Source organism: Sutcliffiella sp. FSL R7-0096, from assembly GCF_038595065.1.
GTDB lineage: Bacteria > Bacillota > Bacilli > Bacillales > Bacillaceae_I > Sutcliffiella_A.
In genome coordinates, this window is the sequence record NZ_CP152003.1 from 310185 (window position 1) to 331264 (window position 21080).

At 43.4% G+C, this 21080-nt stretch carries 27 protein-coding genes; 16 read left to right on the plus strand and 11 right to left on the minus strand.

What is annotated here, in order from left to right; genetic code table 11:
* Positions 1-24: 24 nt before the first annotated feature.
* Together MKY77_RS01770 and MKY77_RS01775 are read right to left on the minus strand one after the other, a co-directional pair.
* On the minus strand, positions 25-192 hold the full coding sequence (locus MKY77_RS01770) for a cytochrome c oxidase subunit 2A (RefSeq protein ID WP_237665197.1): 168 nt from the start codon (positions 190-192) through the stop codon (positions 25-27).
* A 16-nt stretch (positions 193-208) separates the two neighbouring features.
* Positions 209-568: a cupredoxin domain-containing protein gene (locus tag MKY77_RS01775; RefSeq protein ID WP_339148522.1), complete on the minus strand. Its 360-nt coding sequence runs from the start codon at positions 566-568 to the stop codon at positions 209-211.
* Positions 569-1072: 504 nt separating this feature from the next.
* Between MKY77_RS01775 and MKY77_RS01780 the strand changes: the two genes are divergently transcribed.
* Positions 1073-1897, plus strand: a complete 825-nt coding sequence (locus MKY77_RS01780; protein WP_339148524.1) for a DUF2935 domain-containing protein — start codon at positions 1073-1075, stop codon at positions 1895-1897.
* A gap of 372 nt (positions 1898-2269) precedes the next feature.
* Complete coding sequence (locus tag MKY77_RS01785; protein WP_339148525.1) at positions 2270-2407, plus strand: hypothetical protein; 138 nt, start codon at positions 2270-2272, stop codon at positions 2405-2407.
* Between the two features lie 171 nt (positions 2408-2578).
* Here the strand turns inward: MKY77_RS01785 and MKY77_RS01790 are convergent, their stop codons facing one another.
* The 3 genes from MKY77_RS01790 to MKY77_RS01800 all read right to left on the minus strand — a co-directional run bounded on the left by MKY77_RS01790 (position 2579) and on the right by MKY77_RS01800 (position 4530).
* Positions 2579-3436: a manganese catalase family protein gene (locus MKY77_RS01790; protein ID WP_339148527.1), complete on the minus strand. Its 858-nt coding sequence runs from the start codon at positions 3434-3436 to the stop codon at positions 2579-2581.
* Positions 3437-3508: 72 nt separating this feature from the next.
* A complete protein-coding gene (locus MKY77_RS01795) occupies positions 3509-3976 on the minus strand; it encodes a DUF4188 domain-containing protein (RefSeq protein WP_339148529.1) in 468 nt (155 codons plus the stop codon).
* Positions 3977-3978: 2 nt separating this feature from the next.
* Entirely contained in the window at positions 3979-4530 is a 552-nt protein-coding gene (locus MKY77_RS01800) for a PadR family transcriptional regulator (protein WP_339148531.1), read from the minus strand.
* Between the two features lie 168 nt (positions 4531-4698).
* Here MKY77_RS01800 and MKY77_RS01805 point away from each other — a divergent pair, with 168 nt between their 5' ends.
* On the plus strand, positions 4699-5169 hold the full coding sequence (locus tag MKY77_RS01805) for a DUF2243 domain-containing protein (RefSeq protein WP_339148533.1): 471 nt from the start codon (positions 4699-4701) through the stop codon (positions 5167-5169).
* Positions 5166-5969, plus strand: coding sequence for a cytochrome c oxidase assembly protein (locus MKY77_RS01810; RefSeq protein ID WP_339148535.1), 804 nt, complete (start codon positions 5166-5168; stop codon positions 5967-5969). The genes MKY77_RS01805 and MKY77_RS01810 overlap by 4 nt, the downstream gene beginning before the upstream one ends.
* A gap of 56 nt (positions 5970-6025) precedes the next feature.
* Here the strand turns inward: MKY77_RS01810 and MKY77_RS01815 are convergent, their stop codons facing one another.
* Positions 6026-6637, minus strand: a complete 612-nt coding sequence (locus tag MKY77_RS01815; protein ID WP_339149931.1) for a spore coat protein — start codon at positions 6635-6637, stop codon at positions 6026-6028.
* A gap of 197 nt (positions 6638-6834) precedes the next feature.
* On the opposite strand from MKY77_RS01815, the gene MKY77_RS01820 reads away from it, so the two are divergent.
* From MKY77_RS01820 to MKY77_RS01830, 3 genes are all read left to right on the plus strand, one after another.
* A complete protein-coding gene (locus tag MKY77_RS01820) occupies positions 6835-7041 on the plus strand; it encodes a hypothetical protein (RefSeq protein ID WP_339148537.1) in 207 nt (68 codons plus the stop codon).
* A complete protein-coding gene (locus tag MKY77_RS01825; protein WP_339148539.1) occupies positions 7022-7336 on the plus strand; it encodes a YbjQ family protein in 315 nt (104 codons plus the stop codon). The genes MKY77_RS01820 and MKY77_RS01825 overlap by 20 nt, the downstream gene beginning before the upstream one ends.
* A gap of 74 nt (positions 7337-7410) precedes the next feature.
* Complete coding sequence (locus MKY77_RS01830; protein ID WP_339148540.1) at positions 7411-8178, plus strand: MerR family transcriptional regulator; 768 nt, start codon at positions 7411-7413, stop codon at positions 8176-8178.
* A 47-nt stretch (positions 8179-8225) separates the two neighbouring features.
* Here the strand turns inward: MKY77_RS01830 and MKY77_RS01835 are convergent, their stop codons facing one another.
* Entirely contained in the window at positions 8226-9461 is a 1236-nt protein-coding gene (locus MKY77_RS01835; protein WP_339148542.1) for a CNNM domain-containing protein, read from the minus strand.
* Between the two features lie 372 nt (positions 9462-9833).
* Here MKY77_RS01835 and MKY77_RS01840 point away from each other — a divergent pair, with 372 nt between their 5' ends.
* The 4 genes from MKY77_RS01840 (at position 9834) to MKY77_RS01855 (ending at position 12749) form a co-directional block, all read left to right on the plus strand.
* Positions 9834-11000: an FtsW/RodA/SpoVE family cell cycle protein gene (locus tag MKY77_RS01840; RefSeq protein ID WP_339148544.1), complete on the plus strand. Its 1167-nt coding sequence runs from the start codon at positions 9834-9836 to the stop codon at positions 10998-11000.
* Between the two features lie 377 nt (positions 11001-11377).
* A complete protein-coding gene (locus tag MKY77_RS01845) occupies positions 11378-11656 on the plus strand; it encodes an RNA polymerase sigma factor (protein WP_339148545.1) in 279 nt (92 codons plus the stop codon).
* The gene (locus tag MKY77_RS01850) at positions 11646-12281 is read left to right on the plus strand and encodes a hypothetical protein (RefSeq protein ID WP_342515628.1); all 636 of its coding nucleotides are present in this window, start codon (positions 11646-11648) and stop codon (positions 12279-12281) included. Before MKY77_RS01845 ends, MKY77_RS01850 begins: the two co-directional genes overlap by 11 nt.
* Before the next feature lie 57 nt (positions 12282-12338).
* Positions 12339-12749, plus strand: a complete 411-nt coding sequence (locus tag MKY77_RS01855; RefSeq protein ID WP_339148548.1) for a hypothetical protein — start codon at positions 12339-12341, stop codon at positions 12747-12749.
* A gap of 194 nt (positions 12750-12943) precedes the next feature.
* Here the strand turns inward: MKY77_RS01855 and MKY77_RS01860 are convergent, their stop codons facing one another.
* Positions 12944-14419 (minus strand): S8 family serine peptidase, encoded by a 1476-nt coding sequence (locus tag MKY77_RS01860; RefSeq protein WP_339148550.1) that lies wholly within the window; start codon positions 14417-14419, stop codon positions 12944-12946.
* A 254-nt stretch (positions 14420-14673) separates the two neighbouring features.
* On the opposite strand from MKY77_RS01860, the gene MKY77_RS01865 reads away from it, so the two are divergent.
* On the plus strand, positions 14674-15054 hold the full coding sequence (locus MKY77_RS01865; protein ID WP_342515629.1) for an SRPBCC family protein: 381 nt from the start codon (positions 14674-14676) through the stop codon (positions 15052-15054).
* A gap of 37 nt (positions 15055-15091) precedes the next feature.
* Here MKY77_RS01865 and MKY77_RS01870 read toward each other — a convergent pair whose 3' ends face one another.
* Genes MKY77_RS01870 through MKY77_RS01880 form a run of 3 tightly spaced genes read right to left on the minus strand, consistent with a single transcriptional unit; the run spans position 15092 to position 16886 of the window.
* Complete coding sequence (locus MKY77_RS01870) at positions 15092-15859, minus strand: hypothetical protein (protein WP_339148554.1); 768 nt, start codon at positions 15857-15859, stop codon at positions 15092-15094.
* A gap of 17 nt (positions 15860-15876) precedes the next feature.
* Entirely contained in the window at positions 15877-16557 is a 681-nt protein-coding gene (locus MKY77_RS01875; RefSeq protein ID WP_339148555.1) for a DUF1129 family protein, read from the minus strand.
* Positions 16554-16886, minus strand: coding sequence for a PadR family transcriptional regulator (locus MKY77_RS01880; protein ID WP_339148556.1), 333 nt, complete (start codon positions 16884-16886; stop codon positions 16554-16556). The genes MKY77_RS01875 and MKY77_RS01880 overlap by 4 nt, the downstream gene beginning before the upstream one ends.
* 240 nt (positions 16887-17126) lie before the next feature.
* Here MKY77_RS01880 and MKY77_RS01885 point away from each other — a divergent pair, with 240 nt between their 5' ends.
* The 4 genes from MKY77_RS01885 (at position 17127) to MKY77_RS01900 (ending at position 20987) form a co-directional block, all read left to right on the plus strand.
* A complete protein-coding gene (locus MKY77_RS01885) occupies positions 17127-17804 on the plus strand; it encodes a hypothetical protein (RefSeq protein ID WP_339148557.1) in 678 nt (225 codons plus the stop codon).
* Positions 17805-17875: 71 nt separating this feature from the next.
* Positions 17876-19036 carry a sensor histidine kinase gene (locus MKY77_RS01890; protein ID WP_342515630.1) on the plus strand — a complete coding sequence of 387 codons (1161 nt, stop codon included), beginning with the start codon at positions 17876-17878 and terminating at the stop codon, positions 19034-19036.
* Complete coding sequence (locus MKY77_RS01895) at positions 19033-19671, plus strand: response regulator transcription factor (RefSeq protein WP_339148559.1); 639 nt, start codon at positions 19033-19035, stop codon at positions 19669-19671. Before MKY77_RS01890 ends, MKY77_RS01895 begins: the two co-directional genes overlap by 4 nt.
* A 47-nt stretch (positions 19672-19718) precedes the next feature.
* Complete coding sequence (locus MKY77_RS01900; RefSeq protein ID WP_339148560.1) at positions 19719-20987, plus strand: DUF58 domain-containing protein; 1269 nt, start codon at positions 19719-19721, stop codon at positions 20985-20987.
* Positions 20988-21080: the final 93 nt, after the last annotated feature.

Below are 21080 nucleotides of genomic sequence, written 5' to 3' on the forward strand. Positions count from 1 at the left end.
TTGTACCCCCTTTTTCTGACCTGACTAATTTCGTGAAATAAATAAGCTGAACACGCTAACCCACGAAATGACGATAAATGCCCCCAACATAAATACGGCAATCAATGTCCCTTTTAATGAAGCTTCCTCCTCTTTCACAGGAAGTTTTTTATTGGTGCTTTTTTCAGGACGTTCATATTGTACATTTGCCATCCCTGTCACTCCCTTCCTATTCCACGACTAGCTTGGAAACCATCTCGGCATGACCGGTTCCGCACATGATGTCACAGATGATTTCATATTCTCCGGGCTCAAGGTTTGCGACAACACTGCCATCTCCTTGAATCTTCACATCTGTTCCCTTAATGGTGATACCATGATGACCTTCTGCATTTTCATGGTGGATAGCAACTGGTTTGCCAGCTGGTACGGTGTAAGTAGCCTGATCAAACTCCCAGTTTGAACTCTTGATTGTTACTTCTGCCTCCGCATCTTCTACTGAAACTTCATTAGAACCACAAGCGGTCATAACCCCTAAAACTAATACAAGTGCAAAGCAGCACGCCAAAAATCTTTTAAAAGAAAACATATTTGCCACTTCCTTTTCCAATTTTTATATAAATTCTTATGCACCTTCATTGTAAAAGGTGGGAGGATTTAAAAGTGTGATAAAAGTCACACATCTGGAAGAAAAAGGTGAACATTTTGTTAACAAGTGAGCAAAGCAGAATCCAAATCTAAATTATTAAAAACAAGTGGATTGGAGTGGAAGGCACTTGACTCCAGCGGGGAAGTAGCGACAATGTGGAGACCCTGCAGGGAAAAGCCCGAGGAGGCATGGTCGCCCCGCTTAAAGCGAGTGCCTGCAACGGAAAGGAACGTCAAACTTTTCATAGACGTTTTGACGATGCACAATTTTGTTATTAAATGCTAATAAAAAAGAGGGGGACGTGTGTGAGTGTGAATGCCGAAAAACCATTGTCGATAAACTAAGTCTGCAAAAATATGAAAACCGTTTTCAAAAATGCTGCGCTTTTACTTATCATGAAAATGCCTCCTTTTAAATAAGTTGTATTAAGAGGAGGGGGACGCAATGAGCTATGAACCGATCACCCCATGGGAAGAGCATGAATTCTGGCTGGGCATCCTAAAGGACCATGCTTATTTCATAAGGGATTATTTATCACCCGAAGAAAAGAAATGGGTCAAGCAGGCGGAAACATTTATTGAGACATTTGGAAAAGTGGAGCAGGAGCTAAGAAAGGTTCCTAAAGATGCACCTGTGGATTCCAGGCCGATGATCCGGCTGTCGGAAATGGCGAATGAAGTGGCTTACAAGTATTACTTATTCGAAGGAAACCTCTTGAATCTAAGGTTATTCAATCAGGTGAATTTGAACCTGACGCCGACTTATTTAAACGGAACACTTTTGGAGAATAGGGAGTATTTGAGGATATTGGAGAGTTATGTCCAGGGACGGGAATACCCGGCCTTATCGCTAGTGGAATTATTGAGCATGTGGCTAGATGATCAGATGGGGCACGCCGCCTTACTATTAAGACTGCTGGATGGAGTTGAATTCGCACTGGTCGAACGGGCGAATCATGTGAGAGGAAAGTTCTCGCAGTTCATTGTGAAAAATGACATGATGGAAGGTTATCTTCATTTCGCGGAACCCGGCTTCCCCGCACAGATGAGATTTGCAAAGGAAGTGTCAGTCGAAGTGGTGAAGTTTAACAATCTGGTAGCCGAAGTGCTGGAACTATACTTAAATGATGAACTCATTAATCAAAGCACCCTACGATTCTTAGAACATCACTTCCCGGAGTCCTGCTATTTTATGAGGAAGCTATCCTACTACGCCCCTTCCATCAGCTATCCAGCCTGTAAGCTGACGAAGCCTACGGTGAGAGGATAGGTATTATAAGAATACAGATAGCCAACTAATTCTAATGGGACTTAGTTGGCTTTTTTTCTGAAGCTTAACTCTTAATAAATCTTCAATTTGGAGGATATAAAAGGGGGAATCTAGAATGATGAAATATACAGATTTTAGAAGAGTGGCAGTGTAGTAAGGGTATTCTTATTTCGGGGGTGCACGGATGGAAAACCTATTAGTCATATTATGTAGGACGGCATTAGGCAGATTAGTAATAAGATCTAGATTAAAGAGGCTAGTACAAAAGTTAATAATCGCGATTTTCTTCCTCCTGGTTTTCATCGTATCCTTACTAGAATGGATTTTAGAGACTTAAATAAATTCACTTTACTTAGAAAAGGAGTGTATCTTATGGCATATATTTTTATCGGAGTGGTAGTGTTTGCCGTCAGCTTTTCGATAATTAAAGCCATTAAGAAAAGGAAACTACCAAGTAACAACTATACTCCATTTGAAGATATAGAAATGGGTAGGTCAGATAAAGATTAGAAGAATCTACCAATCTTAAAAAACGGCTTTCTGATAGCTGGGAAAATGGACTCTGGCATCAACTCGGTCCATTTTGGCATCAACTCGCCTGATTTTGGCATGAACTTTTCAAAAAAAGTGCTCTGGAATGACAAAAGCGACCAGAAGTTAACCTGGTCGCACGGCAATTGTTCAATTATTGAGATCAAAAAGGCCTGGTGCATGTTCATTTGGCATATCGGGCATTTCAGGAACCGGATAGCCTTTTGGTGGATCGATAATTGATAGTTCTCCACCATTTCTGCTTGGAGTTGTACCTTGAAAGATTTCACCAATCCGCGTATCGTCGAGGCGGAAGTTGAATTGGGCATTATGGAAGCCCATCTCAACATATTTACGGCATTCCGGGTATTTGTTAATATCATAATTTGGAATCGGAAAAATTTTTCCCCAATCAACGCCAAGGGTTTCTAATGCTTTGGCGAATGCATTTTGGTGGGCATTATCCCGTACAATCAAGAATGCGATTGTTTCCCTAAGCGTTTTATTGCTGCTCATTTCGTAAATTCTGGACTTTTGTAATACACCAGTTGATTCTAATACCACATTATTAAGTAGGTTTGCGACAAGGTTTCCGTGGTCATATACCCATGAACCGTTCCAAGGATTTCCTCCTGCATCTACAGGCAGGGAAGATTTAGCACCCATAATATAATGGTGAGGGTTTGCGCCAGATTGTATGACATCGTCTAATGGAGCTGCATCAGAAGCTTGATTCCCTGGTAGGTCTCCACCGGATTCATTTAACAGTTGGTTAATGGTCGATTGGACGAGTTCAACATGACTAAGCTCTTCAAGAAATATCCCTCTGATCAAATCACGATATTGTTTCGCTTTCCCCCTGAAGTTGGCACTTTGGAATGAGAATTGCATCAATGTTCTCATTTCCCCAAACTGGCCCCCAAGTGCTTCTTGAAGTACCTTTGCAGCATGAGGATCAGGTTTATCCGGCACAATCATATTGATTAAGTCTTCTTTATAAAAATACATATACACATCACCTTCCAAGTAAGTTCTCATTTATATTGCCAAGATGATGTGCTTTATATTCGGTCGTTAATGCTAGGAGATTCTCTTCCTAAAACTATTCTTTTCCTTCGTAATTTTACTGATTCCAAAAACCTTCCCTAACCCGAACTTCGGCATATTTCCATAAACAGATTCGTAATTCCCCTGTTTAACCAAAAATGTCTCATGGTAGATTCCCACAGCGTCGTTATTACCGACTTTTTTATTAAATTCATTCCATGCTTCCAGGTGCTTCTGTCCTCTGGCGTATGCCATCAAATCCTCTTCCGAACGCCAGTATTGAAGCAGCAAGGTGGTACGGAGGCTGTAGAAGTGTTCCATGGACAGGCAACCGAGATCTTTGTTCATGTATAACTCCCTGATCATCGGTGGCATGGCTTTAAAGACCGGGAACCATTTATGAATGGCCCACCATTTGTTGATACGCATTCCAATCGTAAAAACTACAATATCCTCTTGGTTTTCCACTGTATAACGTCCTGGAAAATTTTCAGCACTCATCCTTATCTCTCCTTTGAAAGTAATTTTATTTTCGTTTGTTCGCACCAATCGATGGCGGCTTTGGTAGTACATAAACCATAATCCAAGGTCATGAGCCAGTAGGGGGCATCTGCGTCCTGGATATGATTTTCATTGATTCTTTTGCTGATTGCTTGAAAAGTATCATGACGGGTGGTCAGTTTTTCTTTGTAGGAATCCAACAGGTCCAAGGTTTGTGATGAGTCTTGATGTCTGGAGAAAAAAAGCTTGAGAAGCAATTCGTTCTTATCGGTGGCAAGGTCTAAGATGGGGTCTTGAAGCCATTCTTTCAGAGCGATCTTTCCTTTTTCAGTGATGTGATACTCTTTTTTGTCTGGTTTGCCTTCCTGGGATGTATCCTGCACGGATGCATAGCCATTGTCGACCAGTTTCTTTAAGGTCGGGTAAATCTGGCCATAGCTGATTTTCCAGAAGTGATTCAAGCTGCCGTCCATCGTCTGTTTGATGGAATAGCCGGTTTGACAGCCTATGGTTAGTAGTCCAAGAATGGCGAATTGGGTATTTTCCTTTGACATGGTGAATTGCTCCTTTTACATATATCTTTTTGATATATATCATTATGATATAAAAATACCATCTTATTCCTTATAAGTAAATAGATAAATAAAAATTGATTATAAGCCTCTAATTAGGGAAATTATGAAGGAAAGCTAATCTTCAAAGAATGGGAGTTGAGCAATGACGTGAATAATGCTACATCCAACTATAGCAGGCGGAATTTGTGGTCGGGGATCCTCTTTGGGTTAGGGATGGTTGCCTTCATAGATGAGACTATCTTCCATCAATTGCTACACTGGCATCATTTTTATGACAAGTCGACAACAAATATTGGGTTAGTATCTGATGGGTTATTTCATGCCTTCAGCTGGTTTGCTACGATTGGTGGCTTATTTTTATTTGCAGATTTACGGAGAAGGAATGCGCTTGTATGGAAAAGGTGGATAGGCGGGATTTATTTGGGGGCAGGAGTTTTTCAATTATATGATGGGATCATTCAACACAAAATCATGCGGATTCATCAGATTCGGTATGTTGATAATGTGATAATCTATGACGTGGTTTGGAATGTGATCGCTGCCGGCATGATAGTGGTGGGTGTAATTTTAACGATTAACACGAATAATAAGCACCGTTCCCAAGAGGTTTCTTCATGAGTGTAATGACTCATATCCATCATCATGCAGAGCTAGGTGGTTGGAACAGTCAACTTCTGGTGGTTCCTTTTTTATTGGCCCTTCTTTTATATATAGTGGCAGTGAAAAGATCCAATCGAAGATATACCAAATGGCCGCTCAAGCGGACTTTGCTGTTTACTGGTGGGATTGTCTTTGCTGTGAGTGCATTGGCAGGTCCGATTGCAGAAAGGGCACATGTGGATTTCTCCTATCATATGTACGCACATCTTTTATTAGGGATGTTGGCTCCGCTTTTGCTCGCTTTGTCGGCACCTATGACCCTTTTAATGAGGACGCTGAACGTCAACACTTCCAGGAAGTTATCAAGGCTGTTAAAAAGTAAACCTATTTCGGTAGTTACAGATCCGGCTGTTACCACTGTTTTAAATATCGGAGGATTGTGGCTTCTATATACCACCCCGTTGTATGAAGCCATGCATCAGCATATGTGGCTGTATCTTTTCGTGCATCTTCATGTGTTCCTGGCAGGGTATTTATTTACGATATCCATGATTTATGTTGATCTGACCACACATAGAAGAAGCTACCTTTACCGTGCCATCATTTTCGTCCTAGCACTTGCAGGACATGGGACTCTATCGAAATTCATTTATTCCCGGCCTCCTATGGGTGTGCCGGTAGAACAAGCAGAAAGAGGCGGAATGGTTATGTACTATGGTGGTGATGTGATCGACGGTATCATCTTAGTGATCCTTTGCTATCAATGGTATAAAGCTACAAGGCCTAAAGCATTTGGCGAGGTAGCGATGGAAGGGTAGGAGAAAAATGAAATAAAAAGCCGTGGAGAAGTTGCGCTCCATGGCTTCTTTGTATTCTAATGAGGCATATTCCCTTGTATGGGTACGGTTGTATAACTTTGCAACATAGCATTCATATCCTGCATGGCAAGCTGTGGAACTTGATAATAGCCGTGTTTATTCTGATATAGGAAAATCTCATAGCTCATTTCAATGAAGTTTGGAACACTGTCGGCAACAACGCGACGAAGGACGGGATTGGTCATTTCAAGCGCCGTCATGGCAAGCAGCGTTGCAAGCCCCTTTGTTTGACCAAGCATATAAGCAGAAAGTCCTTTGTCAGCAAGCTCATTGACAGATTGGTTCGGTTTTTTCGGTTGAGATGGTGTGATTCCGTACACTACGTCGTGTGTTTGAGTCATCTTATAAACTTGAGTGGAAACAGATGGTTTCTGCCCTGTTTGAAAGCTTTCCACGATGGTGTTGTACAACTGGGTAACAAAGGTTGTCTGGCGATTCAAGATATCTTTTAATGCCGGATCTTGGATATGCTGATCGTATATTTGATATTGGTCGAGCATACTGATAATGCCGGCAATTATTTCATGGGCATCAAACATTTCATGTCCACCATGGTTTGTATTCGGGGCTTGAGTGCCCGGTGTGTTCATGTTCATCGTTGGTGGCATCTGATTTTGATTCATATTTTGCCCTTGTGGGGTAGGTTGATTTTGCATGGTTTGCATCTCTCCTTTAAATGACATTCCCTTATATGATGAACAAAATTGTCCCATTCATGTATGAGAGAAGTGGTGGCAAAATATACTTTCCATGATGGACAGGAAATTCATCTCGGGCGGTGAATAGTAGTGGTGGGGGGATCAGGATGATTGAAACTCTGAAAAAAGTGTTATTGCTTGTGGCAGTACTGGGACAGGTGGTAGGGATTGCTTTACTTCTTGTGAGTATTTGGTTGGGCATATTATTTTACATACTTTACGGGCTTGCCATCATTGCGCTTTTCATCGTGCTGATAGTAGAGCGGGCCAAGGAAAAAGAGGAGGATGACAAAAATGATTATAGTGACTACTGAGTCGGTACCAGGCAAGAAAGTTGTAGAGTTAAAGGGCTTTGTGAAAGGGAGCACGGTGCAGTCGAAACATATCGGGAAGGATCTGTTGGCAGGATTGAAAACGATTGTCGGTGGCGAAATTAAGGAATACTCAGAAATGATGCAGGAAGCGCGTCAGAAGGCAATTGGCCGGATGGTGGAGGATGCAAAGAGCCAAGGGGCGAATGCCATTATTTGTGTGCGCTTGGAAACCTCTAGCGTGATGACGAATGCTTCGGAGATTATTGCGTATGGGACGGCCGTGACGGTGGAATAAATTAATTTCGAAATACCCCTTTACCTTCACGCTACGTCAAGGTGTACACTGATTTTGTCAGGAGGTGATCAGAGGTGGAATACACCGTACAGAAATTAGCAAAATTGGCTGGGGTGACTGGCAGGACGCTGCGATATTATGATGAAATCGGGATTCTCAAGCCGGCGAGAATCAGTGCTTCGGGATATCGAATTTACGGGCAGGCGGAAGTGGATAAGCTGCAGCAAATCCTCTTTTACCGGGAGCTCGAGATAGATCTCGAAAGCATCCAAAAAATCATCAACGCCCCTTCCTTTGATGAAGTAGAAGCACTTAAAGAACACCGTGACAAGCTTCTGACAAAGCAAAAGCGGCTGGAGGGCCTCATTGAAAGTGTAGACCGGACCCTGGCGGCGAAGGAAGGGAGCATTACCATGAGCGACAAAGAAAAATTTGAAGCATTCAAGCAGGACCTGATAGACGAAAATGAAAAGAAATATGGCGAGGAAGTCAGAGCGAAGTACGGCAACGAGGCAATCGATAAATCTAACTCCAAGCTGAAAGGCATGACCAAGAAGCAATACGAACAAGGAGAGAAACTTGGGGAAGAGGTGCTCGTTGTATTAAACGAGGCATTCCAAACAGGTGATCCTGCGTGCGACCTTGCGCAAAAAGCGGCGGATCTTCACCGTCAATGGCTAGGCTTCTACTGGGATTCATATTCCAAAGAAGCACACGCAGGACTTGCCCAGATGTATGTGGATGACGAGCGGTTCACGGCTTTTTATGATAAAAAACAACCAGGGACGGCCGAGTTTCTAAGAGATGCCATCCTTATCTATACCGGAATGAAACAGGATTAAAAAAAGAGTGGGGGAGCATCTGAACATGATGCTTCCCCACTTTGAACTTATTTTAAGTTTGTTTTTTTCTTCACTTTCACCTGTTTTAACACGTTATCCTCCATCTTGAATATGTCAAAGTGCAGGTGATGGTATTCCAAAGAATCGCCTTCCTCTGGGATATGGCCGAGTTCTTTGAAAAGGAAGCCGGAAATGGTGTCTTCTTCTTCTGGTACCTTTGTTTTGAACACTTCGTTAAATCGGCGGATCGCTATTTTTCCGTGACAGATAATATGGTTATCAGTCAGTTCCTCAATCAGGATTTCTCCCACTTCATCGGTTTCGTCCTCAATTTCCTGACCGATCATTGCTTCGATTATATCTTCATGGCTGATGATCCCGGTGGTACCGCCATACTCATCGATCACGATGGCCATATGCTTCTTTTCTTTAAGCATCATTTTAAATACGCGTTCAATGGACGTGGATTCCGCTACAAACAGCGGGGTATCATCCATGAAATCCTTAATCTCAAGGTCTGTATTAAGAGACCAGTTGAGGAGGAATTTTGAATGAAAAACCCCAATGATATTATCCATATTATCCTTGTAGACAGGGTACCTCGTGTAACTGCTTTCCATCACATATTCTCGTGCCTCTTCAAAGGATACCTCACATGGCAAACCATGAATATCAATACGTGGGGTCTTCAATGCATCCCGCACATCTTTTGTGTAAAAATCAATGGCCCCGATAATATGTTGAGATTCCTCTTCAAAAAAAGTCCCCTCTGTCAGGCCGATATCCACCATGCTTTTCAATTCTTCCTTTGAAAGGGTAGCCTCCTGAACCATCCCCCTTGAGAGAAGGCGGATAACAAAGTTGGTAAACAACGACAATAAGTAAATCAACGGTTTGAAAACAAATAACAAGATCGAAATCACGGGTGCCACAATATAAGCGACCTTATTGGCAAAGGTAGCAGCAATGGACTTTGGCAGGACTTCGGCAAAAATGATCAGGATGACGGTCAGAACCGCTGTCGCAATCCCAACATTAAATCCATAGTCAATAGCAATCAACGTCACTAAGGTAGGTAGCATGATGTTGGAAATGTTGTTACCAATAAGAATCGCAGTAATAAATTGATTTGGACGTTCCACAAGCTTTAAAAGTTTTTGGGCAGCCCGATCCCCGTTTTCCGCCCGTATCTGGATCTTCATTTTATTGACAGCTGTCAGCGCGGTTTCGCTACCTGATAAGAAGAATGACATGAATAAGAAAAATGCAAGTGCGACAAACAATTCGTTTTGCCTCCTAGCGACTTCATAGTATTTTTAGTTTTTAATCAAACACCAATCATTATCCATTTTTTTATAGGCACTTTTCTCAAAGAAGTAGGCAATTGGACTTTTTACGGCATATCTACTCTAAAACAGGCATGTAGTTTATTCCGTACAGCCGGGAAAAGAGCACGACAGTAAGGGATGTAACGGTTAATTGATAAATACGACAAAGCAAAACAGTTTACGAAAAAGTGCCTTTTTATAAATTGACGGGGTTGGTTTTCTTGAATATGATTTATGGGTTAGGCAAAAAATACACAACAATTACTATGATAATAATACAAATACCCAATAAATAAAAAGAATAAGGCAAAGGGCGGGGAGAGGAAAGTGGAAAAAGACTATAAACCACAATTAGATACCACATTAATCTTTCTCATGGGGATAATGGTTGTGGCAAGCTTGTTTGCATTGAAAAGTGTGGAGCCGACGCTGCCGCCGGTTCTACGCAATATTGATTTTATGGAAAAGCAATTAATGTGGTTTGTCGTAGGAGCCATTGGCATAGGTTTGTCCATGCTAATCCACTTTGATTATTTGCGGAACCTCGCCTGGATCACGTTTGGCATTGGCGTCATCCTCTTACTTGGACTGGAATTCAACTTTCCCTCCGCCCTTGTGAGTGAAATTAAAGGGGCAACAAGCTGGTACACCTTGCCGGGACTAGGAAACATCCAACCCTCCGAGCTCATGAAAATTTCACTGATTTTAGTCTTAAGTAAGATAATCGCCGACCACAGGGCAAAGTTTGAAGAAGCAACCTTACAGGATAGCTACCTGCTGCTTGGGAAAATCATTGCCGCATCCAGTATCCCATTGTTTCTTGTTGCCAAACAGCCCGACATGGGGACAACCCTTGTCTATTGCGCCATCATCGCTGCCATGATCCTGGTGTCAGGAATCAAATGGAGCATCATTCTCTCGCTTGCTGGCGCAGCCTTGGGATTCATTGCATTATTCTTATATATTTTCATTGCGCATCCAACCTTTTTCCATACGTATCTGATTCCTGAGTATCAATTGGACCGATTCTATGGTTGGTTGAACCCATACGAATACCAGGATGTGCAAGGGTTTCAATTGGTAAGGTCGTTGCTGGCCATCGGATCAGGTGAATACACCGGTTCAGGTTATGGGGAAATGAATGTCTACTTGCCGGAAGCGCACACGGATTTTATCTTTGCGGCCATCGCCAGCCAGTTTGGCTTTATGGGCGCGACCGTTGTCATATCCCTTTTCTTTTTCCTGATATATAAAATTACCTTCATCGCCATGGAGTGCCATGACCCATTCGGCACCTACCTTTGCGCCGGAGTAATTGGAATGCTGACATTCCAAGTGTTCCAAAACGTTGGAATGACAATCGGACTGCTTCCGATAACAGGGATTCCACTGCCGTTTTTCAGCTATGGTGGGAGTTCCTTGCTGACGTATATGATAGCGATCGGGATTGTGTTGAATGTGCAGTTGAGGACGAGGAAGTATTTGTTTGAATAGGTTATTGGAGACCCTTACTGTGGGAGAGCGCGGTAAGGGTTTTTTATATGCTAAAATTTAACTGTAACAAAATAACAACTCAATCGACTATTAGATAAAGATGTGCAAGGGGGAGTTCATTTGGGGGAGAACAGGGAGGCATTTATACGTGATGTGTATCAGCCATATCACCAGGACGTTTACCAATACTGTCTTTATTTTACCAATAACATAGAAGAGGCAAAGGACCTCACACAGGAAACATTTATGAAGGCATTACATAGCATAGGCAGTTTTCAGGGGAAGTCTAGTACGAGAACTTGGATTATTTCAATTGCTAGAAACACGACAATCGATTTTTATAGGAAGAGAAAGTTTCAACGATTTTTGCCGGAGATGTGGCTCAGGAAAAGCATGAGGGTAGGGAGGAATCCCCTGCAGATTTGGCGGATAAAGGGGCAGATTGGGAAGTGTTGCAGCAAGCCTTAAGCAGCTTGAAAAAGGATTATAGACAGGTCGTAATTTTACGGGCTTTAAAGGACTTTTCGGTAAGGGAGACCGCTGAGATACTAGGTTGGACAGAGTCGAAGGTGAGGGTGACCTATCACCGGGCACTCCAAAAAATGAAACAATCCATCGGACATGATACAGAAGGGGTGATGTTCTATGAAAAATAATACAGAATGGCTAGAACCATTGAAGAACAGGCCGGGTCTGCTGATGGATGATGAGACGAGCAAGCGGATGGAGCGGGAGTTGAGGGGGACGGAGCGGAAAGAGAAGCTCCTGCCTTTATGGATACCGTCTGTTGCAGTTTCGGCTCTCGTTGTAATGATGTTGGTGGTAGTGGGGAAAGGCGTCCTTCCTGGTGATGATGCCGATGGATTATCTGCAGAAATGAAAGAAACTCTTAGTGTCTTTCATGAAACGGGAGAGCCTGCCTACTATTTGACGGTACTACCATTTGAACCGGAGCAAATTTCCGCTACGGAACTTCAGTTAAGTTTTTCGAGAAGTGTGGCACTAACCTATATTGGGAATTATGCGGATAAGGAGCATATCTCCGTTTACATCTATTTTGACATGCCTGATGGATTTAATTTCGGTCCCACTGATTACGAGAAAAATTTTGAAACAATTAATGGTGATAAGATTGATTACTCTGTTAAACAGACTAGGCCAGACCTCCAGACAATATCTTGGATACAAGATGATGCCACTTTTCAAATAATGAACATGCACGATCCACTCATTGAAGCTGAAATTGAAGAACTCATCAACTCCATGAAAAAGTATGAATGATACGGGTTGTCTGATATATAATGGGAAGTAGAGAAGAATAGAAACGGGGGTTCAAAGATGTATTTATTTGGTTTGATTTTATTTGCAATCAGCTTTGGTCTGATAGGTTTCGGGGTGTTCACCACGCTAGTCAGATCAGAAAAGAAAAAAGGGCGCATTGCGCTTGTGATGGGAACGTTGTTGCTTATTACGACGTTTGTCATGTACACGTATATGCCGTCGACTTCGGGTGAGGATCGAATTACGGTGGAAAGTGTGGCAGTGACAGAAGATGAGAACGGTGCTTATCGTTGTTCGGTAACGGAACAGGATTATGATGGACTGACCTATCATTATGAAGCGGCAAGTGAAGAGGATGCAGAAGCATTTTGTGGAAAGGTTGAGGTTGGAGGAAAGTATTTGATTTCGTTTGAATACGATTTAAATACTGAGGAGTATACCTTGGTGGAATTGAAAGTCGAAGAATAGATGGGGATTAGAGGTCTGCTTGTTGGGATAGCGGCTGTAATCGGTGTGATTATGGTGATTAGTTTTATTGTCTATGATACTGATTTAAAAGCTCGTCCCGGTAGGGAATGAATGATATAGAAGAGAGGAACACTAAACCTGTCTCCAAAAACAAAAACCCCTCGTCCAATCTGGACAAGGGGTTTTCACTTAATTTATCTCAGCAACGCATGATGTGCATTAACAATTCCGTGGCCGTATAGTTCGTCGTAGCCGTTTTTACCTGCATCTACTGCAGTTTGTTGTAACTTTGTTTGAACTTGTGCTGGAGATGGTTTTTTTCCGGTTTTTTCTAGTACCTTCGCGATATAGGCTGCTGCAGCTCCTGCAACCTGAGGAGCTGCCATCGATGTACCGCCTTTCCAGCCATATCCATCACCGAATAAACCTTTTGCTTCAATTCCTCTGGCGGTATTGAATGTCAAATATGTTGGCACTGCACTTAAAACTAAATGTTTACTGCCGCCAGCATTGTTCACTCCAAGATCTCCACCAGGCGCCCCTAAATTAATGGCACCATTACCATAGTTTGAGTAATATGCTAAACGGTTTTCAGTACCAAAACCTGCACCAGTTGAAGAAACTGTCAAGACTCCAGGAATCTGGGCTGGAACATATTTAATAGCGCCTTTTGCTTCCCAGCCATCGTTACGGCCGGCATTAATCGTATCTGCCACTTTGGAAGGGTTGCTTAAATCATACGCAGAGTTTCCTGCAGAACCGACAACTGTTACCCCTTTGTTGACTGCATAACGGATGGCACGAGTGTATGCCACATAATCAGCAGCACTGTTACCGGTGCGGATTTTTTCACCAGTTGCTGGATCTGTGTAGAACCATTGACCAAGTAATCTTGTTCCGCCTAAGCTCATGTTAATAACATCTACGCCATCATTTGCAGCAGCTAAAATGGCATCCGTGATCCAAATTTGCTGAGCTCCGCCCGTTGCACCGAATACTCGGTAGGAACGTAAAGTTACCCCTGGAGCTACACCTTTCATTCTGCCGTCTGCTCCGATCGTTCCTGCAACATGCGTTCCGTGACTGTTAAAATCCCAAGAATCAGTCGTTCCCGGCACGAATGTTTTAGAACCTTCCAAGTCCACATTTGCCGCTAAATCAGGGTGGTTAAAGTCAAACCCAGTATCAATAACCCCAACGACTACTTCACTTCTTGCGTCTTTGTATAAACCATGACTTGCTCCGTTATTTGTCACCTGCTCAATATCCCATTGGTAGCCTGATTCCCAGATGTTTTCAATGATAGAAGCTGGAGATGATTGCCCTTCTGCTTCTTCATTTATTTCCGGTAAATCAAGTGTTACTTCAACGGAAGGACCAACAGATAGTACTTGATTGTTTCTCATTATGCTCTTTAAAAAAGAACCAGTATTTTCCGCAGATACTTCAATAATCCCAATTTGAGGAACGGAATATGTAACTTCTCCTCCAGCATCTGAGACAAGCTGTTCCACGTTGTTTGGAAGACTTTCGGATTTAAATACTACGAGTAAACTAGAAGAATCAACTTGGTTCTCCTTCACACTGGCTGAAGCACTGAAACCTAAAGTAGATAAAGCTAACACGACTGTCAAAAGTAGGACGAATGCTTGTTTAAATGAATTTTTCATAATTTTCCCCTTCCCAAAAGTTAATGTAACATAAAAACAAGAAAGTACTCAGTCCCTCCCTCCATGTGCACCCAAAAGGTCATACACGAATAACTAAATTTTATGTCAAAAATTAACGGATTGCCCATGCTAAAAGACTTAATTTTCAGAATTTTGTGTAGGTGAAAAGAACTTGGGGGACACGGTACCTGTCTTCCTTGACCGACCACCTGGAGTAACAGAGTTCCAACATTTGTTCATCCAATTCCAGCAAGGTGGCTCTATGGGTATTCTTCATTTTAGTGGAGGAGCATTCGCTGATAGATAAGACGGAAACAGAGGTAGGTGCCAAACATCGCCAAACATATCGGGAGGGCAAACGTGTGGAGACGTATATCGTGGAAACACTGGCTTATGAGGACAAGCCCGATAGGAAACATAAACAAATAGCTTTTTTACTTGGAAAAGCATTTGAAATCAATTTGTCTTTTACACTGGAAAAGGTGGATGAGACGCATACCCGCTTCATTTATGCCGGGCATAATAAAGGGGTTAATTTTGTAGGGCGGGCGATGTTGAAGCTCGGCAGCGAGAAGAGTAATAACAAGGTAGTGCAGGAGTACATGGACCGGGTGGAAGCGGAATCCATGAAATAGAAAGGGGGCTGACCCATTAAGAGTAGCCCCTTATGTATTAGTGAACAGATTTAACTTCCTTCGTTCTTTTAAGTGAGAACAGCAAATAGATACCGATTCCTGCAAACATCAAAATGCTGCTGGCTAAAAGTTGATTACCTTCTGATAGGTCAGTAAAGCTGACCAAGTATTCCGGAACGATGTAAAAGATCGGCAATACAATCGACACGAACGTTTTACTCCAAATAGAGATCCCAATCAATAACGAAATGGCCAAGCTTGCTACCACCAAATTACCATAATAGCCAAGCAGTATAATCGGGGACTCGATATAATTAGGGAGGAACATCAACCCTGTAAACAATGCAATCGATATAAAGCTAGCCAGGTACAAGAAAAAGAATTCTTTACCCTTGGAAAAGTTATGGCTGGAAATAAGCCGAAATGTCCACATGTAAGCAAGAAGCAAGATGATGCAAACAAGAGGGTAACCAATCAACTCCACGAGCGAGTATTGAAACCCGCCAAATACGATGTCCTTAAGAACGATTCCGGCAAATGCCCCAAGGATGATGATGGGAACATATTTAGCCCAGCCTCGTACATCAAAGGACATTTCGCCGGAGATCTGCTCCATGTATTCTTTAGGGGAGCTTCCGATGATATGTTCGACACTCTTGTTCTCTTTTTCGGCCTCATATAAATGCACCGATAATTCGTCGGTTATTTCATCGATCTCCCTTGTCTTTTTGCCGCAAGAAAAAAGGTAGATCCGAAGGTTTTCTATGAAGGTTTGGCTCTTTTTAGTTAATGGTAGATGGGTCATGTTACTTCTCCTTCCTATTAGTGAGTGTGGTAGGCACGTTGAATCAGTTTTCCTGTACCGAGTAGAATGAGTGCGATGATCAGATAAATCCACCATTCTATCAAAATTCTTGGCCCGAAGTCAGGAACAAGCCAGGCGAAAAATAAAATGACCGCAAAAGATCCTCCCCCAAAAAGGCCGGCTTTCCAATAGGCTCGCTTTGCTTTTTTCTTTTCACTAAAAAGACTGGACCGAACTAAAGTGAAGATCACTTTCACGCCTAGTGCGGAAACGCCCAACACGGCCAAAGCCAATACGATCAAGTTCCCTAAAGGAGAAGGAGCTTTTATTTCCGTAAACATAGGCATCACCAGATGGACAATGGATAATACGAGAGCGAACCATCCTAAGGAATTACTGACTTGGGAGCTTATGAAGGGGATCACATCCCGTTTTTTATCTTTAGGCAATCCTTCAATCAGCTCATCTGCATATGCTTTGGGATCGGAACCAAGTAGGTCTGTTGCAGATCGCCCTTCATGTTGCGCTTCGAGCATATGATCGAGAAGCTCCATCAATAGCTCTTCACTTTCATGCACCGCCACTCTTAAATCTGTACGGATGTAAAGTAGGAAATCCTCATATAATTGGAGATTATCATCACTCAACAGCTTTCGTTTTTCATTATTCTCTTCAATCAACTTCTTCGTATGGCTCATTCTTTTTCCCCTCTTTGCAATAATTGACTTACAGGCCCTGCGATCAGCAGCCATTCACTCGAGATTCGTTCAAGTTCTTCTTTTCCCGCGTCTGTTAGAAAATAGTACTTGCGGTTCGGGCCGGATGCGGATGGGCGCATTTCCCCTATGATAAATCCGTTCTTTTGCAGTCGGAGCAGTACCGGGTAGATGGTGCCTTCACTGATGTCTGGTAAACCTACCTTTTGCAGTTGCTGGGACAGTTCATACCCGTAAACCGCTTTCTCCTCGACAATCGCCATCACGCAGGCATCGAGGATTCCTTTTAATAGCTGGCTTCTTGCTGCCATATGTTCACCTACTTTTGTTATGGTTAGCGTTATGTTGATTCTGGAAGTTAACGTTTTGTATATCTACCTTGTAAAGCAAGGTACTGGAGCGGAGCGACGTCGGTATCTTGTATTACATGATACTTTCATTATATGTAAAGCTATCTTGTATTGCAAGGTATATTTGGAAAAATTTTAAAGGACTCTCCGCCCTCCATGTAGAATTTCTAAAGCAAAAGGAAAATAAAGGAGAGCGTTACCATGACCATACAAACTCGAACCATCCATACATATGAAGAAGCAGTAGCGGTGATCAAGGAGGTGGGGTTGCTCCCCCTTGCACCACTGTTTGATGATTATCCATCGCTTGGAAGCATCACTCCAAAAGAAGCTTGGCATTCCGATACCGATCAGGACCCATGGATTTGGCGGACTCAATTTGCTGCAGACGGGGTGGCGGCATATGGGAAATTTATCAGGAAAAAAGCGGTGTTCCTTTCAAAAGACTTGCTTCCGCTGGTGCTCGCGGCACTTGCAAGTCATGAAACCATGGAAGAACGGTATGAAAAAGGGGAAGTGTCCCGTGAAGCCTTAACTCTTTTTGACCTCATTTCGGGGAATCAAGGAATTGATACGAGAGTATTGCGCGCAGAAGCAGGGATGAAGGAAAAAGACAAAAAGAAGGCGTTCGATCAGACTTTACTAGAGTTGCAGGGGAATCTGGACATCGTCGTCTCTGGTACAAAAGAAAAGCAGGACGAAAGCGGGGAGAAGAACGGCTGGAGCAGCACTTCCTATGAAACGATGGAGCATTGGTGTAAAAAGAATGATATTGCTGCATCCGAGCTTAATAAAGAAGAGGCAAAAAAACAGCTAGAGCAGCATTTCTCAAGGTTCACTACTGCCGCGACTATGAAAAAGATCAAGAAAGTCTTTTGATCAAACGTTTGTTCAAAAATAGAAAGGGTGCAATACGATGGGCAGCAGGAACATACAGATAGCAATTTTTAATGGAAAGGCTGGAATCACTCATGCGTGGTAGAAAACTCAAACTGCTCTGGGTGAAAATAGGGTTCATCCTCTGTATATTCTTCGCCATTCCGGTCTATTATTCCATATCTGGTCCTCTTCTTGCAGGCTACTTGTTAGCAGCCGGAAGCTACCTCGGCCTGTATTTCTCCCTGCCGCTTTGGCGGAATGAATGGGTAGTTTATCTAGTTGCTAGCACTTCGGTTGTCCTGATTCAGCAGTACATACTGACTCCGTTTGACGTTCTCCCTTGGCTACTGGTCTATTTTCTGTTATTGGAAGGCATACAAACACCAGCAGGAAAGCGGGCAGTCACAAACGCGATAGCTGCCCTTCTTCCAATAACATTACCTCTAAGCAGAATGGCCTTTACAGATCTATCTTTCTATCATTTTTTCCTGCTTATTTTAGTGGGAGGAGCAGGGGCTTTTACCCATCAGTACTTTCGTGACAACGAAAAATTCGATAGAGAGTGGAAAAGGTTGTTGGTGGAGTATCGTGCACTGAAAAGGCAGGTCCTTGAAAATGAGGAGGTTGCTAGAGTCGAGGAGCGGAACCGGATCGCACGGGATATTCATGATTCAGTCGGACACCAGCTGACGGCGCTCATGATGCAACTGGCAGTGGCGGAGCAGGCGGCAGGCGAAGAGAAGGTCGCTTCCATGGTGAAGCAGTCCAAGCAGTTGGCACGAGAAAGCCTTGATGGGATGCGAAAAGCGGTGAAAGCCTTGCAGGGAGAAGAGGAACAGGGGATCTCGTCTGTGATTCATCTGATCAGAAAGTTAGAGGCGGAAAGTCAGATGAGGGTGCAGTTGACGACGAAAACCGGTGTACTTTCGCAGCCCCTTACCAATGAGCAGAATATAGCGGTATACCGATTTGTGCAGGAAGGTCTCACCAATGCGATGAGGCATGGGAGCTCAAGGGAAATCTCCATCACACTTGAAATCATGGGAGAGCACAGTTTTCAGGTCGAAGTGGAGAATAAGAGGGTGGTTTCAAGGCCTGTTGAAGAAGGCTTCGGACTGCAAAATATGCGGAAGCGTATGGAAAGCCTGAACGGTCGGATGGAGCGGGAAGTCACCGGGGGTTATTTTACAGTGAAGGGAATTTTCCCTTTGAAAGGAGTTACATATAAGTGATTAATATATTGCTAGCGGAGGACCAGGCATTGGTTCGACAGGGCATAAAAATGATGATCGAGCAACATCCATCGTTTCGTGTTGTGGCAGAAGTGGCAACCGGGAAGGATGCAGTGGACGCTTATGAAAAGCATCTCGTAGATCTTGTGCTGATGGATGTTCGTATGCCCGTCATGACGGGCATTGAAGCGACCAAGCTCATCAGGCAGCGTGATCCGAACGCAAAAGTGCTGATACTGACCACTTTCGCAGATGACGAGTATGCGATGGAGGCGTTGAAGCTTGGGGCATTGGGCTATCTTTTGAAGGATGCGGATGCGGCAAGCCTATTGACCTCGATCGAGAGCTGTCTGAATGGCGGGATCTCGATTGACGCATCTGTAGCGGGGAAGGTGGTGCCGAGGTTGATCAACCGTCCGCGAGAAGCATCTGGCATGGAGCCGGTCGAGTTGACCAGTCGGGAGCGCTCTATCTTACAGCTTGTCGGGGATGGGAAAAATAATCAAGAGATTGCAGAAGCCTTGCACCTGTCTGTTGGCACGGTGAAAAATCATGTGACCGCCATTCTGCAGAAGCTTGGCTTGAGGGATCGCACCCAGCTTGCGATCTTTGCGATTCGGAATGGGATTGTGTAAGAATAGGAAACCGCCTAAATGCATATCTGGAAAAAGGAGGACGATAAATGGATCCTAACCAATATGATTTGTATATGAAAACACGGTTCCAACGTATAAAAGATCGGGTAGGGGGTAAGAAGTCCAGACAATATACAAATGGGGAATGGAGTGGCTGGGAGCAACAGATTGAAAATGAAAGACTGCACCGGATGATGAATGCCGTTCTTTTTCTTTTGTTGTCTGCATCCATCTTCCTTGGTTCCACGCCGTTGATTTTCCTTTTTTTCGCCATTTACACATACATGTGGGGGAACTTCTTTTATCTCAGCTATGTGGCCAAAAGCCTAGAGATCTGCATAATAGAGGAGCGGTTGAAGCAATTCACTGAGGAAAAGGGAATGTTACGACTAAGGATCACCCACAACAGTCTGCTTCCGATATTTTTTGGAAAGCTCAGGGTGGGGACGGACAAGAACATATTGTTTCGGCACGGGGATGAGCTAATACATATCAATCAGTTACATTTCCATTTTCAACAGGTGGGTAGAAGCCAATGGGAGGTGGAGCTTCCCTTTACGGCTGTGAAAAGAGGCGTGGCACAGCTTCGGTTGTTCGACATGGAAATCGATTCTTTCTTTGGGTGGGGCAAGGTGTATCTTCAGACAAGGGATAGGATGAAGTTTGAAGTAATCGTCTACCCAAGAAGTGAGCAGGTAATGGGGCTTGAAAAAATCCTTCCGAAAAAACAGGGGGAGCAGCCTTCCAGAAGTTCATTATTTGAAGAGAAAAGTAGAGTGCTTGGCACCAGGGAATATGTAAATGGGGATCCTTTCGGACAGATACATTGGAAGGCGACGGCCAGAATGGCTAGTCTGCAGTCCAAAGTGTATGAGCGGACCTCCCAATTATCCTGGCTATTCATCATTGATATCAGCACAAGTAGTTTGGAGGAGAAACTTCGCGGGATGGCCTTTTTGGTGCACTATGCCACAAAGCACAACATTACTATAGCCATTCTGGTGAACATCAAGAAGTTTGGGAGTCCGTCGTATATCGTGTTGAATGCAGGGGAAGGTAAGCAACAGCTGCATGCTGCTTTGATGCTGCTGGCCCGGATCCAGGTGGAAAATGTGATAATCCCACCGTCGATGTTTGCACAAGTGGTCCATCAACATGCACTAACATATCCATATGTGATTGCCTGTGCAGAACAAGTGACAATCGAGAAGTGGAATCTACCGCAGTCCACAGAGGCATTCGCCCTGGAGGCTACAGGGAAGGAAGTGAAGATGGTGAGGATACCATTTCAGGCAAAGCGGAAGGTTGTGGGGTGAAGCATGTGCTTCGCCTATTTTTTTTGCTAAAGGCTGTTTTCGCAAACTTTGTTGCTTACTTGAGAAAAGAGCCTTGCGTAAAAGTGACCAAAG

Coding starts and splice junctions, on each gene's coding strand:
- MKY77_RS01825 (WP_339148539.1), top strand. CDS start 7,022: ATGATTATAGTGACTACTGAGTCGGTACCAGGCAAGAAAGTTGTAGAG.
- MKY77_RS01785 (WP_339148525.1), top strand. CDS start 2,270: ATGGCATATATTTTTATCGGAGTGGTAGTGTTTGCCGTCAGCTTTTCG.
- MKY77_RS01870 (WP_339148554.1), bottom strand. CDS start 15,859: ATGACCCATCTACCATTAACTAAAAAGAGCCAAACCTTCATAGAAAAC.
- MKY77_RS01775 (WP_339148522.1), bottom strand. CDS start 568: ATGTTTTCTTTTAAAAGATTTTTGGCGTGCTGCTTTGCACTTGTATTA.
- MKY77_RS01815 (WP_339149931.1), bottom strand. CDS start 6,637: ATGCCACCAACGATGAACATGAACACACCGGGCACTCAAGCCCCGAAT.
- MKY77_RS01860 (WP_339148550.1), bottom strand. CDS start 14,419: ATGAAAAATTCATTTAAACAAGCATTCGTCCTACTTTTGACAGTCGTG.
- MKY77_RS01800 (WP_339148531.1), bottom strand. CDS start 4,530: ATGTCAAAGGAAAATACCCAATTCGCCATTCTTGGACTACTAACCATA.
- MKY77_RS01790 (WP_339148527.1), bottom strand. CDS start 3,436: ATGTATTTTTATAAAGAAGACTTAATCAATATGATTGTGCCGGATAAA.
- MKY77_RS01810 (WP_339148535.1), top strand. CDS start 5,166: ATGAGTGTAATGACTCATATCCATCATCATGCAGAGCTAGGTGGTTGG.
- MKY77_RS01780 (WP_339148524.1), top strand. CDS start 1,073: ATGAGCTATGAACCGATCACCCCATGGGAAGAGCATGAATTCTGGCTG.
- MKY77_RS01795 (WP_339148529.1), bottom strand. CDS start 3,976: ATGAGTGCTGAAAATTTTCCAGGACGTTATACAGTGGAAAACCAAGAG.
- MKY77_RS01880 (WP_339148556.1), bottom strand. CDS start 16,886: ATGGCAGCAAGAAGCCAGCTATTAAAAGGAATCCTCGATGCCTGCGTG.
- MKY77_RS01900 (WP_339148560.1), top strand. CDS start 19,719: ATGGATCCTAACCAATATGATTTGTATATGAAAACACGGTTCCAACGT.
- MKY77_RS01850 (WP_342515628.1), top strand. CDS start 11,646: ATGAAAAATAATACAGAATGGCTAGAACCATTGAAGAACAGGCCGGGT.
- MKY77_RS01770 (WP_237665197.1), bottom strand. CDS start 192: ATGGCAAATGTACAATATGAACGTCCTGAAAAAAGCACCAATAAAAAA.
- MKY77_RS01820 (WP_339148537.1), top strand. CDS start 6,835: ATGATTGAAACTCTGAAAAAAGTGTTATTGCTTGTGGCAGTACTGGGA.
- MKY77_RS01855 (WP_339148548.1), top strand. CDS start 12,339: ATGTATTTATTTGGTTTGATTTTATTTGCAATCAGCTTTGGTCTGATA.
- MKY77_RS01890 (WP_342515630.1), top strand. CDS start 17,876: ATGGAAAGGCTGGAATCACTCATGCGTGGTAGAAAACTCAAACTGCTC.
- MKY77_RS01875 (WP_339148555.1), bottom strand. CDS start 16,557: ATGAGCCATACGAAGAAGTTGATTGAAGAGAATAATGAAAAACGAAAG.
- MKY77_RS01885 (WP_339148557.1), top strand. CDS start 17,127: ATGACCATACAAACTCGAACCATCCATACATATGAAGAAGCAGTAGCG.